Genomic DNA, 16,267 nt, shown 5'->3' with positions numbered 1-16,267 from the left:
CTCGACGATCTCGCCGTCGAGCTCCTGGCGCCCGAGGCGGGTGCCGCCGTAGCGCGCCTGGACCTCGGCCAGGAACGAGGGCGCGAGGTTCTCCGCGTTGTCCCAGGTGCGCGCCCGGCCGACGCGGGTGCGCGGATCGGCGAGCAGCCGCCGCAGGACCGGGATCGGCCGGGGCGTCGTGGTGACGAGCGCCCGCGGGTGCGTCCCGAGCCGCAGGCCGAACTGAAGCATGTCCCAGGCGGCCTCGGGCCTGCGCCACTTGGCGAGCTCGTCGCACCAGGCGGCCCCGAACTGCGGTCCGCGCAAGCCGTCGGGCTCCTCCGCCGAGAAGGCCTGGGCGAGAGCCCCGTTCGGCCACTCGACCCGGCGGCGGGCGGGCGACCAGTGCGGGCGCCCGCTCCGGCCGCTCAGGCCGAGCAGCCCCGAGGGGCCTTCGATCATCACGTCGCGCACGTCGGCGAAGGTCTCGCCCACCAGGGCGATCCGGCCGACGGGCGCGGCCGTGAAGGCCGGATCGCCGAGCGCCAGGGCGCTCACCCATTCGGCTCCGGTGCGGGTCTTGCCGCTGCCGCGTCCGCCGACCACCGCCCAGGTCGACCACTCCTCGTGGGGACAGGGCGGAAGCTGGTCGGCGCGGGCGCGATGCAGCCAGTCACGATCGATCGCCCGCAGCAGCGGGGCCGGAAGGCTCTCCAGGAAGGCCGGCATCCGTCCGCTCGCCAGCGAACGCCGCATAGCGCCGCGCGATCTCCGCGCGCAGGGCGGGCAGATCGTCGGGGAACGCGTCGCCGGCATCCGCAGCCCCATCCCCGTCATCCCTCGCCGAATGGTCCTTCGCCGACTGCTCGGCGGCCCGCTCGCAGGCGGCCAGCTCGTCGAGCAGCCGCTTGAGGCCGCCGAGGTCCCGCAGCACCCGCGCCGAATCCGGCAGGCTGTCCGAATCCTCGAGCGCCGCGTCGAAGCGGGCGATCTGCCGTGCGACGTGCCGGCGAAGCGACGCCCGCAGGGCCGCCCCGTCGAGGGGCGCGTCCCCGGCCGCGGTGCGCAGGACCGGGCGGGGCTTGGCGCGCGCCTTTCGCGGCACCGGCTCTCCGGGCCTCCCCCGCCAGCGGCCCTTGCGGCTCCAGCGCTGCACCGTGGTGCGGGGCAGGCCCGTCTCGGCGGCGATCGCCGCCAGCGAGCGGCCGCTGCCGCGGACCAGGGCCTCAACCGCGTCGCGCAGGTCCCGGTGGTGGGCCACGCTCGTCATCCCGCCGCGCCCTCACACGTCTCGAGCCTGTCCCTTTGATACCCGAGGAGCGTCACGGCGTCAAGCATATATTCCTATAATAGGACTTTGTTCTGAGCGGCATTGAGTATGCAGTGGGCGCCGTCCGCCGACAGGATGCGGATGGCCTGCAACGGATGGCCGCGAACCGGAACGGCGTGTCGGACAGCACGTTGACCGGCGCCGAGCGAGCGCACAACACGCGAGGGCAACCGCGAATCGGGAGTGTCATGTCAGCGGACCTAGCAGCCGGCGGCGCCGGCCAGAACCGCGGCGGCCTGGAGGACGCGTTCCGGCGTTTCGCGGATTACGTGCCGCTGATGATGTGGCGCTCGGACGCGGAGGGACGCGCCGTCCACCACAACGAGCGCTGGCTCGCCTTCACCGGGCGCAGCGCCGAGGACGAGATCGGCGAGGGCTGGCGCCGCGGCCTGCATCCGGACGATTTCGAGCGCCACGCCGCGCTCGTGGCCGAGGCCTTCCGCGCCCGGGAGCCATTCTCCGTCGAGTTCAGGCTGCGCCGGCACGACGGTGCCTATCGCTGGCTCCTTGAGACCGGGCGTCCGCTCTCCGAGAACGGCGCCTTCCAGGGCTATCTCGGCACCTGCTTCGACATCACCGACCGCAAGCACGCCGAGGAGCATATCGAGCACGCGCTCGCCGAGAAGGAGGCGCTGCTCGCGGAGGTCTATCACCGGGTCCGCAACAACCTCCAGGTGATGGTCAGCCTGATCGGCCTCTACGGCCGGGCCGCGCCCGAACCCTGCCGGGGCAGCTTCGAGGCCCTGGGCCAGCGGGTGCGGGCGATCGCGCTCGTCCAGCACCATCTCCACGAGGCCCCCCACATCGCCTCGATCGACCTGCGCGACTACCTCCACCGCCTCGCCTCGGGCCTCGGCCAGCTGCGCCGGGCCGGCCGGATCGGGGTGACGGTCGACGGCACCGGCACCGGGCTCGTGGAGCCGCGCACCGCCAACGCGCTTGGCATGATCGTCGCCGAGGTGGTCGCCGAGTGCCTCGACGCCACCGCCGAGAGCGCCGCCTGCGGCATCCAGATCACCATCAACGCGCCGGCGGGCTCGCCGGTGCGCCTGAGCATCGTCTCCGCGAACGGGGACGCCGCCGAGGCCGGCCGGCCCGACGTGCCGAAGCTCGGGCCGCGCCTCATCGCGGCCTACGCCGCGCAGGCCGAGATCGCCGTCCACGGCACCGCCCGCCCCTCCGACCCGCTGGAGCTTCAGCTCCCCGAGACGCGGGCTGCGGAGCGGGCCTGAGTGCCCCGGTCGCGCCGAGCGGCGCCAGCCCCTATATGGCGCCTTCGACGTCCGACACCGACGAGATCGCATGCTGCCCGACATCGCCACCATCGAGGAGAACTTCGCCTTCATCGACGACTGGGAGGAGCGCTACCGCTACGTGATCGAGCTCGGCCGCATGCTGCCGCCGGCCGACGCCGCGCTGCATGCCGAGGCGAACCGGGTCCATGGCTGCGCGAGCCAGGTCTGGCTGGAGATGGCGGTCGAGGAGGCCGGCGGGACCCCGGTGCTGCGCCTGCGCGGGGACAGCGACGCGCATATCGTGCGCGGCCTCGTCGCGCTGATGGTCGCGCTCTTCGACGGCAGGACCCCGCGCGAGGCGGCGGAGACCGACGCCTTCGCGCTCTACACGAGGCTCGGCCTCGCCGAGCACCTCACGCCGCAGCGCTCGAACGGCGTGCGCGCCATGGCAGACCGCATCCACCGGGACGCGACGGCGCTCGCGGCCTGATCCTCAAAGGCCGTCGTCGCGCCACAGGCGCATGCGGCCGCTCTCCCGGCCCCGCGCCTCCCGCTCCAGCCCGTAATGCTCGGCGAGCCGCGAGAGGGCGATGCGGATCACGACCTTGGCGGAGCGCGCCGGCCAGCGGCGCTCCGCCTCGATCCGCTCAAGCCCCTTCAGGAAGCCGCACAGGTCGATCAAGAGGCCGGAGAGGTCGTCGCCGACCGCGGCGAGCGCCTGCCGGACCCGCTGCCGCGCCGCGACGATGGCATCCGATGCCGCCGCGGGATCGCGGGGGCCGCCGCCGTCGACCCGCGCCTCGCCGAACCGCGCTCCGAGCCGCGGGACCAGGGCAGCGGTTGTCAGGTCGCGCCGCAGCCGCTCTCCTGCCTCGAAGCAGGCGGCGTCGATCAGCGGCTCGCCGTCCCGGCCGCGGCGGCGGGCCATCCAGGCGAGCGGGCTCTCGGAGGCGTCCCGCAGGGGCCGATCCTCGCCCTCGCGCCCCTCGATGTCGGTGTGCTGGGCGAGGAAGCGCAGATTGCTGTGATGGCCGCCCCCGGAGGCCTCCTGGCGCCGCAGCCGCGCCCGGCCGGCGGCCGAGAGGGTCAGGCGCGCCCGCGGCCCGCCCCCGGCCTCGGCGAGATCGGCGGCCAGCAGCGCTTCTCCCGCCATCGCCGGAAAGCGGCCCGCGCCGAGCGAGACGCCGGAGCCGCCGGTGCGTGCCACGAGGCAGGTCTCGTCCAGTGGATCCCGGATCGCGTAGGCGCCCGCCTGGCCGAGGATGCGCAGCAGGCGCGCGGCATCGGCATCGAGGGTCGCGGCGCGGGCATGAAACACCGGCGGACGAATCGGGCTGGACGTCGCAGATTGTTTGTTCATGATATGTTCCATGCGTGGTTGCAGGCCCCGCGCCAGGAACGACAGCTATACGAATAAATTCCTATTACAAGACTTGACCCGGACTCTGCACAGCAGCGTCACGGTGCGTCGCGGACGGGTTCGGAGGCTAGGCCGGTGGACGCGTCGGCGGATGGCGGAGCGCCTCGGCAATCTCGTCCTCGGACTTGCCGCGCAGGGCGTAGCCCATCGCCTCCAGCCGCTCGACGAGCGCCTCGCTGTCGACGGCCGAGCGGGCGGCCCATGCGGCGAGGCGGGCATTGGCCTTCTCGAGATCGTCGGTGGGAATCTTCGGATCGCTCATCGGTCCGCTCTCCCTTCGAGGCTCCGGGGCGGGCGGCGGGCCGGTCGCCCGGCGCCCCGGTCCCCGGAGCCGATGGCCTCAGGCGGCCTCGTCGTAGTCTCCGCCGCGGGTCTGGCCGAGGCCGATCGCCTTGGCGAGGTCGGAGCGGGCCTTGGCGTAGTTCGGGGCGACCATCGGATAGTCCGGCGGCAGACCCCACTTGGCACGGTACTGCTCGGGGGTGAGGTCGTACTTGGCGCGCAGGTGCCGCTTCAGCGACTTGAAGGTGCGGCCGTCCTCGAGGCAGACGATGTGATCCGGCGTCACCGACTTCTTGATCGGCACGGCCGGCTGCTGCGGGGCGGACGGCACCGCCGCCTCGGCCGGACCGCCGGCGATCTGCAGCAGCGCGGCATGAACCCGCGCGATGAGCTGCGCGAGCTCCCCCGGCGGCACGGGATTGTTGCTCACATAGGCCGACACGATCCCGGCCGCGAGTTCGACACGATCGATCGACGTTTCTATTTCGTTCATGATTGCGACATGCCCCTTGACGCATTGCGGGCAGAAACGGCCGGACCGGAAAATTCTCCCGATGCCGCGGCGCGATTCAGATGGTTGAACTCGGGCAGCTTACGCAGCCCGGCCCGCAAGTCCTCTTCGATAAGCGGCGGCCCCTCACGCCGCGACATCGCTTTAGGACATCCGAAATCCACTCGCAAGACATCCGAGGCATGCACGGATACGTGAGATCATCTTTCGTGCAAAATATTTCACCCTTCTCGTTTATCTCGGCGGAGGTGCCTTCTTAGGACCGTCGCAGACCGCCCCGAGCCCGGAGCCTTGCCACCGCGGCGGCGGCGCGTCACATCCCTCGCCGGGCCGGGGGCGTCGCGCCGCCTGTCCCGCCTCACGATCGAAGGGTCTTCCCACGCGATGGCGCCTGCCCGTTCCTTGTTCCCGTCCCTCCCCGACGCCCCCCGGGCGGCGGTGCGGCCCCGAGAGACCACGGTTCACGGCCGCACCCTGAGCGATCCCTATGCCTGGCTGAAGGACCCGAACTGGCGGGAGGTCCTGAAGGATCCGGCGGCCCTCGACCCGGAGATCGCCGCGCATCTGAAGGCGGAGAACGCCTACGCGGAGGCGGGGTTGGCGGGCACCGCCGACCTACGCACCCGGCTCGTGGCCGAGATGCGCGGGCGCATCCGCGAGGACGATGCCGGCGTGCCGGAGCCCGACGGGCCCTTCGCCTACTACACCCGCCACCGGCAGGGCGGGCAGCACCCCCTCGTCTGCCGGCGCCCGCGCAACCTCTCCGTGGTGACGGGGATGCCGGTCGAGGCCGCCTCGGACGGCGGCAGCGACCTCTCCGAGGAGATCCTGGTCGACGGCGACCGGGAGGGCGAGGGCCTGCCCTTCTTCGAGCTGTCCGCGGCGGTTCACTCGGACGATCACGCCCGCCTCGCCTGGGCGGCCGACACCAAGGGCTCGGAGCTCCACACCATTCGCGTGCGCGACCTCGCCAGCGGCGCCGACCTCGAAGACCGGGTCGAGAACACCTCCGGCGAGGCGGTCTGGAACGCCGACGCGACGGCCTTCTGGTACGTGGCGCTCGACGCCAACCACCGCCCGGCCCGCGTCATGCGCCACGTCGTCGGCGAATCGCAGGACCGCGACGCGACGGTCTACGAGGAGGCGGACGCCGGCTACTTCGTCCATATCGGCACGACTCAGTCGCGCGACTACCTGACGATCACCGCGAGCGATCACGAGACCTCGGAGGTCCGCCTGATCGACCGGCGTGAGCCTGGCGCCGAGCCGGTGTTGATCCAGCCGCGCACGCCGCTGCTGATCTACTCGGTGGAGAACTGGGGGCCGCACCTCTTCATCCTCACCAACGCAGGCGGCGCCGAGGATTTCAAGATCGTCTCGACCAGGCTCGAAGCGCCGGGTCTCGAGACCTGGACCGACGTGGTGCCCTACCGGCAGGGCGTGATGATCCGGCATCTCCACGTCATCGGCCGGCACATCGTACGGCTGGAGATCGAGGATGCGCGCCCGCGCATCGTGGTGCGCGACACCACCGGCACCGACCACGCGGTCGCCTTCGCCGAGGAGGCCTACTCGCTCTCCCTGCATCCGGGCCACGAGTTCGAGACCTCGCTGATCCGCTTCACCTACTCGTCGATGACGACGCCGGCCGAGACCTACGACTACGACTGCGTCACCCGCGCCCGGCAGCTGCGCAAGCGCCAGGAGGTGCCGAGCGGGCACGATCCGGCGGCCTACGTGACGCGCCGCCTCTTCGCGACCGCGCCGGATGGCGAGCAGGTGCCGATCTCGCTGCTGCACCGGCGCGACACGCCGGTCGACGGCACGGCGCCGCTGCTGCTCTACGGCTACGGCTCCTACGGCACGCTGATGCCGGCGAACTTCCGCACCAACCTGCTCTCGCTCGTCGACCGGGGCTTCGTCTACGCCATCGCCCATGTCCGAGGCGGCACCGAGAAGGGCTGGCGCTGGTATCTCGACGGCAAGCGCGAGAAGAAGCCCAACACCTTCACCGACTTCATCGCCTGTGGACACGCGCTCGCCGAGGCCGGCTACACGGCCCCCGGCCGCATCGTCGCCCATGGCGGCAGCGCCGGCGGCATGCTGATGGGCGCGGTCGCCAACCGCGCGCCGGAGCTCTTCGCGGGCATCGTCGCCGACGTGCCCTTCGTCGACGTGATGAACACCATGCTCGACGCCGAGCTTCCCCTGACGCCGCCGGAATGGCCCGAATGGGGCAACCCCGCCGAGAGCGAGGCCGCTTTCGAGACGATCCTCGCCTACTCGCCCTACGACACGGTCTCCGCGCAGGACTATCCGGCGATCCTGGCGCTCGGCGGCCTCACCGACCCCCGCGTGACCTACTGGGAACCGGCGAAGTGGGTCGCGAAGCTGCGCGCCACCATGACCGGGGGCGGGCCGGTGCTGATGCGCATCAACATGGAGGCCGGCCACGGGGGCGCCGCCGGGCGCTTCGACCGGCTGGAGGAGGTGGCGCTGATCTACGCCTTCGCGCTCCTCGCCGTCGGCCGGGCGGAAGGCACCGGGGCGGCGTGAGCGGCGCGCCGGCCCCGGACCTGCCGGACGCCCTCGTCGTGTTCGACGGGGCCTGCGCGTTCTGCTCCGGATGGGTGCGCCTGCTGCTGCGCCTCGACCGCGAGGGGATCTTGCGCTTCGCGCCCGTGCAATCCGCGGTCGGCCGCGCCGCCTGCCGGCGCTCCGGCGTCGACCCGGACGACCCCTCGACCTTCCTGTTCCTCGACCGCGGCCGCGCCTACGCCCGGAGCGACGCCTTCGCCGCGCTCCTCGGCCGGCTGCCGGCGCCATGGCGAGCCTTTCGCGGACTTCGCCACCTGCCCCGGCCACTCCGGGACGGGCTCTACGGGGTCGTCGCCCGCAACCGCTACCGGCTCTTCGGCCGCCGCGACGACTGCATGATGCCCTCGCCGGAGGTGCGCGCCCGCTTCCTCCTCGATCCGCCTCAGGGGACCTGATCCGTGCGGCGGGTCGTCGTCGTCGGGGCGACCGGCGTGTTCGGGAGCCGGCTCTGCGGGATGCTCGCCGGCATCGCGGGGCTGGAGATCGTGCTCGCCGCACGGACCCGCACCGCCCTCGATGCGCTCGCCGCGCAGCTCCGGCCGGCGTATCCCGAGGCGCGGATCGAGACCGCGCTCCTCGACCGGGCGCGCCCCGAGGACCTCGCGCGTCTACGCCCCTGGGCGGTGGTCGACGCCGCCGGCCCCTTCCAGGGATCCGGCACCGATCTCGCCCGGGCGGCCTGCGCGCTCGGCGCCCACAGCATCGACCTCGCCGACGGGCGCGCCTATGTCGCGGGCTTCCCCGCCGCCCTCGACGCAGCCGCGCGGGCGGCCGGCGTCCTCGCGGTGACGGGCGCGAGCTCGACCCCGGCCCTCTCCCACGCCGCCCTCGAACCCCTCGTCGCCGGCTGGCGGCGGCTCGATACGGTGGCGGTCGCGATCTCTCCGGGCGCGCAGGCGCCCCGCGGCCTCTCGGTGATCCGTGCGATCCTCTCCTACACGGGGCGTCCGGTGCGGGTCTTCGCCGGCGGCGGCTGGACCGAACGCAGCGGCTGGTCGGGCAGCCAGCGCCGCCCCATGCCCGGCCTCGGGCGGCGCTGGCTGGCGCTCTGCGAGACCCCGGATCTCGACCTCCTGCCAGCCCGCTTCCCCATCCGCGAGGAGGCGCTGTTCCTGGCCGGGCTCGAGCTCGGCGCCATGCATCTCGGCCTTGCCGCCCTGGCCATGCCGGTGCGCGCCGGCCTCGTTCCCACTCTCGTGCCCCTGGCGAAGCCGCTGAGATTCGCCGCCGACATCCTCGCGCCGCTCGGCACCGACCGGGGCGGCATGACCGTCGAGGCGCGGGGGCTCGACGCCGAGGGCCGAAGGGCCGCCGCCCGCTGGTTCCTCACCGCCCGCGACGGCGCCGGCCCGAACGTCCCGGCCGCCGCCGCCGCCGCCCTGGTCCGGGCGCTCGCCGAGGGCCGCGAGACCCGCAGCGGCGCCTTCGCCTGCGCCGGGCTCATCGGCCGCGACGCCATCCTGCGCGAGCTGGCTGGCTTGCCGATCCGCACCCGCACCGAGGAGCGGCGCCCGGACGAGGCCGCCCTGTTCCCGCGCATCCTCGGGAGCCGCTTCGATGCCCTGCCCGCCCCCGTCCGCGCGGTGCACGGGGCGGCGGCCGGGGTCCGGCTTTCCGGGCAGGCGGTCGCGCGGACCGGTCGCCACCCCCTCGCCCGGCTCGCGGCATCACTGATGGGCCTGCCGCCATCCGGCTGCCACGAGACCCGCGTCGCGATAGAGGCCGCCGGCACCGGCGAGCGCTGGACCCGCCGCTTCGGCACCGCCCGCTTCGCCTCGACGCTCTGCGACGCCGGCGATTTCGGCCGTTTCGAGGAGCGGATCGGCCCCCTGCGCTTCCGCTTCCGCGCCGAGGCTGAGGCCGCCGCCCTAGTCTGGCACTGGGAAGGCTGGAGCCTCCTCGGCCTGCCCCTGCCGGCCCGCCTCGCCCCCCGCATCCGCGCCCGAAGCTGGGCTGACGGTCCCCGCTACCGCTTCCGCGTCGCCGTCGCCCACCCTTGGACCGGGCTCGTCTTCGCCTACCGGGGACGCTTGGCGCCGGGATGAAGGGCCGCTCTCACGTCGGGTCCCGGCGAGCGGGGAGAGCCTGCTTCCGACCCGACCGGCCGTTCGGCCGTGGCCCCACCATCTCGAACGCAGTCGTTCGGGCTTGAGGGCTCGTCTCGTGCGATGAGTCGACCGCTCGGCGTCATCCTTGGGCTTCTTCGCGCAGCAGCCCGCGCGCCAACTGCCGGAACGCGCCAACGGCCTTCTCGAGGACCACGGACGGATCGTCGGAGGCGGCGACCCAGAGCGCCGCGCTCAACGCCGCGCCGTTCAACAGACGCCCGGCCGCCTCGACATCGATCGCTTGCACGACGCCCTCGTCGATCAGCGACCGGATCGTGCGCATCGTGATCTGCAGGCACGCGTTCTCGCCGGGCCACTTCGAGGGATCGCCGAGGACGGCGGGCCCATCGAGGAGCATGATGCGCTGGATCTCGGGTTCGACCGCCATCTCGATGTAGGCCGTGCCTTCGTCGAGGAGACCATGCCACCGGTCTCGCGCGCGCTCGCGGACCTCGCGCAGCCGCTCGGCCATCTCGCCGTCGATCTGCGCGATCACGGCCCAGAGCAGGCCCTTCTTGTCCCCGAAGTTGTGGTAGAGCGCGCCGCGCGTCAGGCCGACCGAAGCGGTGAGTTCATCCATCGACGCTGCGGCATAGCCTTGGGTCGCGAAGGCCCGACGCGCCGCGCTCAAAAGCTTGCCACGCGTCTCGGCCATCGTCTCGGCCCGCCTTACCGTCGCCATGCACCTGTCCCCGATGCGCCGCCAAGCGAGTTGACATACGCCTCGTATGCGAGGCATCGACTGACATACGCGGCGTATGTCAGTTTGTCTCCGGGATGGGAAACATCTCGAACGGCGATGCAGAACGACGCCCGCGTCCGCCAGGCCCGGCACACGAGAAGGTTTCGACCATGTCCAAGCGCGACGCCGTCACGCCCGCCGCCCGTCATGCCCTGTATGCCGCGCACCGCTACTCAGCCGCAATCCGTTCGGGAGATCTGCTCTTCGTCTCGGGACAGGTCGGCAGCCGGGAGGACGGTTCGCCGGAGCCCGAGTTCGAGGCTCAGGTCCGGCGCGCCTTCGCCAATCTGCGCGCCGTGCTGACGGCGGCGGGATGCAGCTTCGACGACGTGGTCGACGTCACGACCTTCCACACAGACCCGCAGGCACAGTTCGAGACGATCATGGCGGTGCGCGACGCTGAGATCGGGGCGCCGCCCTACCCGAACTGGACGGCCGTCGGGGTGACGTGGCTTGCGGGCTTCGACTTCGAGATCAAGGTCATCGCACGCATCCCCACGACGGCGACGTGAGGCCATGGTGATCCGAAGCCGCTGGCGACGGGAACCCACGCCGGATGGCGAGCCGCTATCGAGAGCGATGTCCGCTTCGAAACCTTGACCGCTCACCAGCGGACCGTCGCAAGGTCCACCCTCTGCGAACCGATCGCCCGGCTCTCGATCCCCGCCCCGCGCTCGCCCCCCGGCTTGTATCCCCGCGCGAGTGCGGCCAAAGCTGCCGGCTCGATCGGCGCCCCGCGATGGACCCCTGAGGTCCCGAGGAAGCGGCAGGCGCCGGGGTCCCGGACCGTGCCAAGGTGTATCGCCTCACCGACATCGCCCTGTCGAACTGGTACCTGATCCGGACCCAGCAGATCCGGATTCGGGGCGCGGCGGCGCTCGTCGGGCCGACCGGGGCGGGCAAGTCCACGATCTTCGACGCGGTGGGCACGGTGCTCGCCGGCAACAACGCCAGCCGGCTGGCGCTCAACGCCTCGGCCTCGGGGCGCAGCGCGCGGACGGTGCGCGACTATTGCCTGGGCTGGATCAGCGACCCCGCCGAGGGCGGCCGCCCGACGCGGGAGGCCTGCGAGACGATCCTGGCGCTGGTCTTCGAGAACGCCGCCACCGGACGGGTCGTCTCCTTCGGTCTGGCGCTCGCGGCCCGCGCCGACGAGCAGCGGGAGGAGGTGCTCTCGCGCTTCCTCTGCGTCGGCCACCGCTTCGAGATCGGCGACTACGAGCGGGTGACGCCGGAGGGCCGCTTCACCGCCCCTTGGAGCGAGGTCGCCGCCGGCCTGCGGAGCAAGGCCGAGCGTTTCGAGGAGTTCCGGGCCTCCGGCGAACGCTTCACCGCGGAAGTGCTGGCGTGCTTGCGCGAGGGCGCGCCGGTGCCGGAGCCCCGCCACTTCCTGCGCAGCTTCGCCAACGCGGTGGCCTTCAAGCCGATCTTCGATTCGAGCGCCTTCGTGCGCAGCTTCGTCCTCGACGCCGAGCCCCTCGACGTCGCCCGCATCCGCCTCTCCGTGGAGAACTGGCGCCGCCTCGTCGAGACCATCCGCGAGCTGGAGGAGAAGCTGACGCGCCTCAAGCGCCTCGCCGGCCGCTACGAATCCTGGGCAGACGCGGTCCTGGCGAGCGCAGGGCACGAGCTGCGCGCCGCCACCGCCGAGCTGCGCCGCCGGGTGATCGATCTCGCCGCGATCCGCGGCCGGCTCCGAGAGACGAGCGAAGCCCTGCGCATCGCCCGCGAGAGCGTCGCCGCGAGCCACGGCTTCGTGCGCGACATCGACGGCGAGATCGCCGAGCGCAAGGCGCTGCTCTCGGGGACCGCCGCGCAGGGTCGCCTCGCCGCGGCGGATGCCGGCCTCGCCATGCTGGAGCGGGACCGGCGCGATCTCGCCGCCCGCGTCTCCGATCTCGTCGGGCTGACGCAGGAGATGGGCAAGCTCCAGGCCGTTTCGGGCCACCTGCGTGGGATCGCGCCAGAGGTCGGGCGGCTCGCCGACCGCTGCGCCCGCTCGGGGCTGCGGCGGGAAGCACCCTTCGCCGAGACGCTCCGCGCCGACGGCCCCCTCGGCGGCCTCGTCGACGGGCTGATGCGCCTGCCGGAGGATGACGGCGCCCTCGATCGCGCAGCGGAGGACGTGGCGCTGAAGGCCCGCGCCCAGGAATCGGAGGCCGAGCGCCTGAGCCCGACGCTCGGTGCCGGACAGGCCGCGCGGCTCTCGCCGGACACGGCGGCCTTCCGGGCCGAGCTCGCCCGCATCGGCATCGAGGCGGTGCCGGTCTGCGAGCTGGCCGACGTCTCCGACCCCGCCTGGGGTCCGGCGATCGAGGGGCTGCTCGGCCGCGCCCGCGAGGCGCTGGTGGTGCCGCCCGACCAGCTTGAGGACGCCTTCGCAGTCCTCCAGGCCAAGCGCAGCCAGTTCTACCGCTGCCTGTTGGTCAAGACGACCGACACCGGCAGCCGGGGGGCGCGGCGCTACGACGACGGCGCCATGTCGGTGATCGAGACGAGCGACCCCCACGCCGAGGCGTTCCTGGCCGCGCGCATCGGCGGCTTCGACCTCGCCCCCGACGACGCGGCGCTGCGCCGGATGAGCCGGGCCGTGGCCCCGAGCGGACGCTCGACCGCCGGCATGGCCTATTCCGTCGTCCGACCCGTCGACCTGATGATGACGCGCGGCCAGCGCGGCCCCACCGCCGAGAGCCGGCGCCTCCACGAGACCGCCGTGACGGAGGCCCGCCGCCTGCGCCAGGAGGCGGTGCTGCTGCGCGAGGCGGCCCGCCTCGTCGCCACCGTGCGCGCCCGCATCCAGCGCGATCCTCCCGATCTCGACGCGCTCCGCGCCGAGGCCGACGGCATCGAGGGCCGCCGCCGCACCCTCCAGACCGAGCGCAGCGCCGCCGAGAGCCGCGACGGCGACGGGCTCGCCGAGGAGATCAAGGCTCTTCAGGCCGAGCGCACCGCCTACCTGCGCGAGCTCGCCGAGGTGCTCCAGCCGAAGCAGGACAAGCTCCTGAGCGAGGCCGCCCAGCTCGACGCGCGGCTCACCGCCGCCCGCGAATCCTTACGCGCGGCGCTGGCCGGGAGGCGCGGCGCCCTCCATCGCCTGCGCTCCGGCGAGGTGCAGCGGGTGCGCCTGCTGAAGGGCGTCGTGCCAGAGGCCGGCGAATCGGCGGGGGGCCGCGTCGAGCTGCGGGGCCTGGAGCCGCGGGAGGTTTCCGCCGTCGCGGCCCGCGAGCGCGACCTCGCCAAGGAGGCGTCCGAGGCCGCTCGCTCCCACAACCGCGCGGCGGAACGGGATCTCGCCGAGTACTGCGCCCAGTGGCGCGTCGAGAACCCGCTCGGGCGGCTCGATGCCCGCGGCGAGGCGCCCGCCGCCTTCGGCTACGACTGGGCGCTGCGCGAGCGCGACGAGGTCGAGGCCCATGCGCTGCGCCGCTACCGCGCCCAGGCGGAGCGGGCCGAGGGCGAGATGCGCCGGCTGATGACGGAGGACCTGCTGACGCGCTTGGCCGACAAGTTCGAGCGCGTCCACGCCAAGCTGGAAGCCTTGAACGAGCGCCTCGCCTCGCAGACCTTCACCGGCCAGACCTACGCCTTCGAGGCGAGCGTCGACCGCCGCTACGCCGCCGTCCACGCGCTCGCCATGGAGGTCGCCCGCTCGCCCGATGCCGCGCAGGAGGTTCTGCTGCAGGACGGCGAGGGACCGATGAACGCGGCGCTCGAAGAAATCTCGGCGCTCATCGCCGGCTCGGAGGAGGCGGCACGGCTCTCCGACTATCGCAACTACTTCACCTACGAGATCGGCATGCGCGACCGGGCGGGCAACCGCACCACCATGTCGAGCCGGGCCCTGCGCGGCTCCGGCGGCGAGGCGCAGGCCCCGTTCTACGTGGCGATCGCCGCCTCGCTCGCCAGCGCCTACTACCCCGGAGACCGGCCCGGCGACGAGAATCCGGGGCTCGGCCTCTGCCTCCTCGACGAGGCCTTCTCGAAGCTCGACGTGAGGAACAGCCAGGCGCTGGTCGACCTCTACCGGGCCTGGGGTTTGCAGCTTCTCATCGCCGCACCCGAGGACAAGCGCACCACGCTCACCGAGGTGATGGACACCATCGTCACGGTCTACAAGAGCCCCGACCTCGCCTCCGTGCGCATCGAGGCGGAGCACCCCTTGGAGGCGGCCAAGCGCGCGCTCGCCGCGATCAACCCGGAGCGGGTCGGGATCGAAGGGTTTCGCGGGCGCGACGCCGCCGAGTAGGCGGGACCCAAACGGCCGCGGGCCCGCGCGGTCGCTCACATCGCCGCCGGGCCCGCCGGACGTCTCTCGCGGGACGCGGGACGGCGCGACGCCGTCCCCGCAATCCTCGTCGTCGGATCAGTTCAGGTAGGTGCGGATCCAGTTGGGGGAGAGGATCTCGCCCTCCTCCGTGATGATCCAGGGCTGCTTGGCGGGGTCGGTCAGCGCGCCGGCGGCGGCCGCGATCGCCTCGCGAAGGGTGTCGAACCGCTCCGGCTGGGCCAGAGGGGAGCTCGCCGGCACGGTGCGCCAGATCGTGAGATCGGCGGGTCGTTCGAGAGCCTCGGTTTCCATTTCCAGATGTTCCTTCCGAACAGTGTCCGTCCGCTCAGGCCCAACCCACCGGCCGAAGCGCCGTGCGAGCTGGAGCGGATCGTAGTTGCCTGCGAATGGAAGCATTCCTAGGGCGACTTTGCGCATCGTCCCGCCTCATTGCTGGTGCCGGACATGATTTCGACGCAATCGATACGCGATGCGCCCCATGCTTTCCGCACAGCGCGCCCCGCAGCCGCTCCGGGATGCTCTCCGTTCCTTCACGAAGATTGTCCCGTCGAGGGATGACCATTTCGTTAGCTCGACGATACGACCGGCTCGGTGCGTTGCCGCACCCCGCCGGTCTTGCGAGAACAAGGCTTGATGCCCGGATGCTGAACGGTCAGTTAAGGGCGCGCGGCGCCGCGCGAGAGCGGGCGGCTTGTGTGTCGCACGCGCCATCGCAACGTGAGGGAGGAGCGGGTTTGAGAGCGTATCCGGCCGCGATCGGCCTCGCCCTCCTGATGGGACTCGGCGGAAGCGCCGGGGCCGCCGAGCGCCCCGTCTCCCGCCTCTGCCCGGAGGATGCGCCGGAGGGCGTGCGCCTGCCGCCGCGGCCGGGGTGCCGGGACGAGGCCCTGCGCGCCGCGCCCCGTGACGGGGAAGGCTTCGTCGATCTCGGAAACGGCACCCACCTGCGCGTCGGCGGCCGCACCCGGCTCGACGTCGGCAACGGACGGTAGCCGGGATGACGCTTCTCGCCGCGGGCCTCCTCGGGCTGATCGCCTGGTGGTACTGGTCGCGCTCCGGCGCCCGCGGGCTCGTGCCCGGCGACCTGCTCTCCAAGGCGCCGGGCTGGGTCGCGCTCGCGCTGGCGCTGATCTGCGTGCTGCGGGGACGCCTCGACTTCGCGCTGGTGCTCGGCGCCGGGGCGCTCTGGTTCCTCGAAGGCCCCGCCGGCATCGGCCGGCGCCTGCGCGGGCTCTTCGGGAAGAGGAGCGAGACGGGCGCGGTCGCCTTCGACGCCGCCGGCGACGGCGCCCCCCTCGATGGAACCGTGCGCGCGGGTTCGCTCGGCGGCCGGCGCCTGTCGAGCCTGACAGCCTCCGATATTGCGGCCCTACGCGCCGGCCTCGCCGTTCGCGACCCCGCCGCGGCGCGTGGCCTTGAAGCTTATCTCGACCGCCGGCATCCCGGCTGGCGTGAACACGCTGAGCGCGACCGTGACCCGCGGGCGCGCCGCCCGGCGCAGCCAGGGGCGATGACGCAGGAGGAGGCCTATCAGGTCCTGGGGCTTGAGCGCGGGGCGTCCCCAGAAAGCATCCGGGCGGCGCACCGGGCGCTGATGAAGCGCATTCACCCCGACCAGGGGGGCAGCGCCGAGCGTGCGGCGCGGGTCAATGCGGCTCGGGACAGGCTGACGGACCGACATCGCTGATACTCCACGCGCGTTGTCAGAGACTTTGGACGCACGGCGGCCTTCACGCCTGGAACGCGGGCGCGGGCTCTTCGTCTCGTGCGGGGG

The 16,267-nt window shown here is 72.9% G+C and carries 16 protein-coding genes; 9 read left to right on the top strand and 7 right to left on the bottom strand.

Annotated features, from left to right (window positions below; genetic code table 11):
• A partial coding sequence (locus MFF04_RS15360) for a terminase large subunit domain-containing protein (protein ID WP_238277064.1) occupies window positions 1-708 on the bottom strand: 708 nt, incomplete at its 3' end.
• Window positions 653-1,249, bottom strand: a complete 597-nt coding sequence (locus MFF04_RS15355) for a hypothetical protein (RefSeq protein WP_238277062.1) — start codon at window positions 1,247-1,249, stop codon at window positions 653-655. The genes MFF04_RS15355 and MFF04_RS15360, both read right to left, overlap by 56 nt.
• A 248-nt stretch (window positions 1,250-1,497) precedes the next feature.
• On the opposite strand from MFF04_RS15355, the gene MFF04_RS15350 reads away from it, so the two are divergent.
• Together MFF04_RS15350 and MFF04_RS15345 are read left to right on the top strand one after the other, a co-directional pair.
• Window positions 1,498-2,541: a sensor histidine kinase gene (locus MFF04_RS15350; RefSeq protein ID WP_238277060.1), complete on the top strand. Its 1,044-nt coding sequence runs from the start codon at window positions 1,498-1,500 to the stop codon at window positions 2,539-2,541.
• Window positions 2,542-2,611: 70 nt separating this feature from the next.
• Complete coding sequence (locus tag MFF04_RS15345; protein ID WP_238277058.1) at window positions 2,612-3,034, top strand: SufE family protein; 423 nt, start codon at window positions 2,612-2,614, stop codon at window positions 3,032-3,034.
• 3 nt (window positions 3,035-3,037) lie between these two features.
• Here MFF04_RS15345 and MFF04_RS15340 read toward each other — a convergent pair whose 3' ends face one another.
• The 3 genes from MFF04_RS15340 to MFF04_RS15330 form a co-directional block, all read right to left on the bottom strand.
• Window positions 3,038-3,904, bottom strand: coding sequence for a DUF6456 domain-containing protein (locus MFF04_RS15340; RefSeq protein ID WP_238277056.1), 867 nt, complete (start codon window positions 3,902-3,904; stop codon window positions 3,038-3,040).
• A 127-nt stretch (window positions 3,905-4,031) separates the two neighbouring features.
• Complete coding sequence (locus MFF04_RS15335) at window positions 4,032-4,226, bottom strand: hypothetical protein (protein WP_238277054.1); 195 nt, start codon at window positions 4,224-4,226, stop codon at window positions 4,032-4,034.
• A gap of 78 nt (window positions 4,227-4,304) precedes the next feature.
• Entirely contained in the window at window positions 4,305-4,739 is a 435-nt protein-coding gene (locus MFF04_RS15330; protein WP_238277052.1) for a Ros/MucR family transcriptional regulator, read from the bottom strand.
• A 402-nt stretch (window positions 4,740-5,141) separates the two neighbouring features.
• Between MFF04_RS15330 and MFF04_RS15325 the strand changes: the two genes are divergently transcribed.
• From MFF04_RS15325 to MFF04_RS15315, 3 genes are read left to right on the top strand one after another with little or no spacing between them, the layout of a single operon-like run.
• A complete protein-coding gene (locus MFF04_RS15325; RefSeq protein ID WP_373320075.1) occupies window positions 5,142-7,313 on the top strand; it encodes a S9 family peptidase in 2,172 nt (723 codons plus the stop codon).
• Window positions 7,310-7,750: a thiol-disulfide oxidoreductase DCC family protein gene (locus MFF04_RS15320; protein ID WP_238277049.1), complete on the top strand. Its 441-nt coding sequence runs from the start codon at window positions 7,310-7,312 to the stop codon at window positions 7,748-7,750. Before MFF04_RS15325 ends, MFF04_RS15320 begins: the two co-directional genes overlap by 4 nt.
• Before the next feature lie 3 nt (window positions 7,751-7,753).
• Window positions 7,754-9,400: a saccharopine dehydrogenase family protein gene (locus tag MFF04_RS15315; protein ID WP_238277048.1), complete on the top strand. Its 1,647-nt coding sequence runs from the start codon at window positions 7,754-7,756 to the stop codon at window positions 9,398-9,400.
• A gap of 142 nt (window positions 9,401-9,542) precedes the next feature.
• Here MFF04_RS15315 and MFF04_RS15310 read toward each other — a convergent pair whose 3' ends face one another.
• Window positions 9,543-10,145 (bottom strand): TetR/AcrR family transcriptional regulator, encoded by a 603-nt coding sequence (locus MFF04_RS15310; RefSeq protein WP_238277047.1) that lies wholly within the window; start codon window positions 10,143-10,145, stop codon window positions 9,543-9,545.
• Between the two features lie 170 nt (window positions 10,146-10,315).
• Here MFF04_RS15310 and MFF04_RS15305 point away from each other — a divergent pair, with 170 nt between their 5' ends.
• Together MFF04_RS15305 and MFF04_RS15300 are read left to right on the top strand one after the other, a co-directional pair.
• Window positions 10,316-10,717 carry a RidA family protein gene (locus MFF04_RS15305; RefSeq protein WP_238277046.1) on the top strand — a complete coding sequence of 134 codons (402 nt, stop codon included), beginning with the start codon at window positions 10,316-10,318 and terminating at the stop codon, window positions 10,715-10,717.
• 284 nt (window positions 10,718-11,001) lie between these two features.
• Window positions 11,002-14,451 carry an SbcC/MukB-like Walker B domain-containing protein gene (locus MFF04_RS15300; RefSeq protein ID WP_238277045.1) on the top strand — a complete coding sequence of 1,150 codons (3,450 nt, stop codon included), beginning with the start codon at window positions 11,002-11,004 and terminating at the stop codon, window positions 14,449-14,451.
• A 117-nt stretch (window positions 14,452-14,568) separates the two neighbouring features.
• On the opposite strand, the gene MFF04_RS15295 is transcribed toward MFF04_RS15300, so the two are convergent.
• Window positions 14,569-14,784: a hypothetical protein gene (locus MFF04_RS15295; protein ID WP_132254593.1), complete on the bottom strand. Its 216-nt coding sequence runs from the start codon at window positions 14,782-14,784 to the stop codon at window positions 14,569-14,571.
• Window positions 14,785-15,227: 443 nt separating this feature from the next.
• Here MFF04_RS15295 and MFF04_RS15290 point away from each other — a divergent pair, with 443 nt between their 5' ends.
• A complete protein-coding gene (locus MFF04_RS15290; protein ID WP_238277044.1) occupies window positions 15,228-15,485 on the top strand; it encodes a hypothetical protein in 258 nt (85 codons plus the stop codon).
• A 5-nt stretch (window positions 15,486-15,490) separates the two neighbouring features.
• Window positions 15,491-16,180: a J domain-containing protein gene (locus tag MFF04_RS15285; RefSeq protein ID WP_238277043.1), complete on the top strand. Its 690-nt coding sequence runs from the start codon at window positions 15,491-15,493 to the stop codon at window positions 16,178-16,180.
• The last annotated feature ends 87 nt before the right edge of the window (window positions 16,181-16,267 follow it).

This window comes from Methylobacterium jeotgali (assembly GCF_022179345.1).
Lineage (GTDB): Bacteria > Pseudomonadota > Alphaproteobacteria > Rhizobiales > Beijerinckiaceae > Methylobacterium > Methylobacterium jeotgali.
This window is presented reverse-complemented; position numbering and strand designations above follow the sequence as displayed.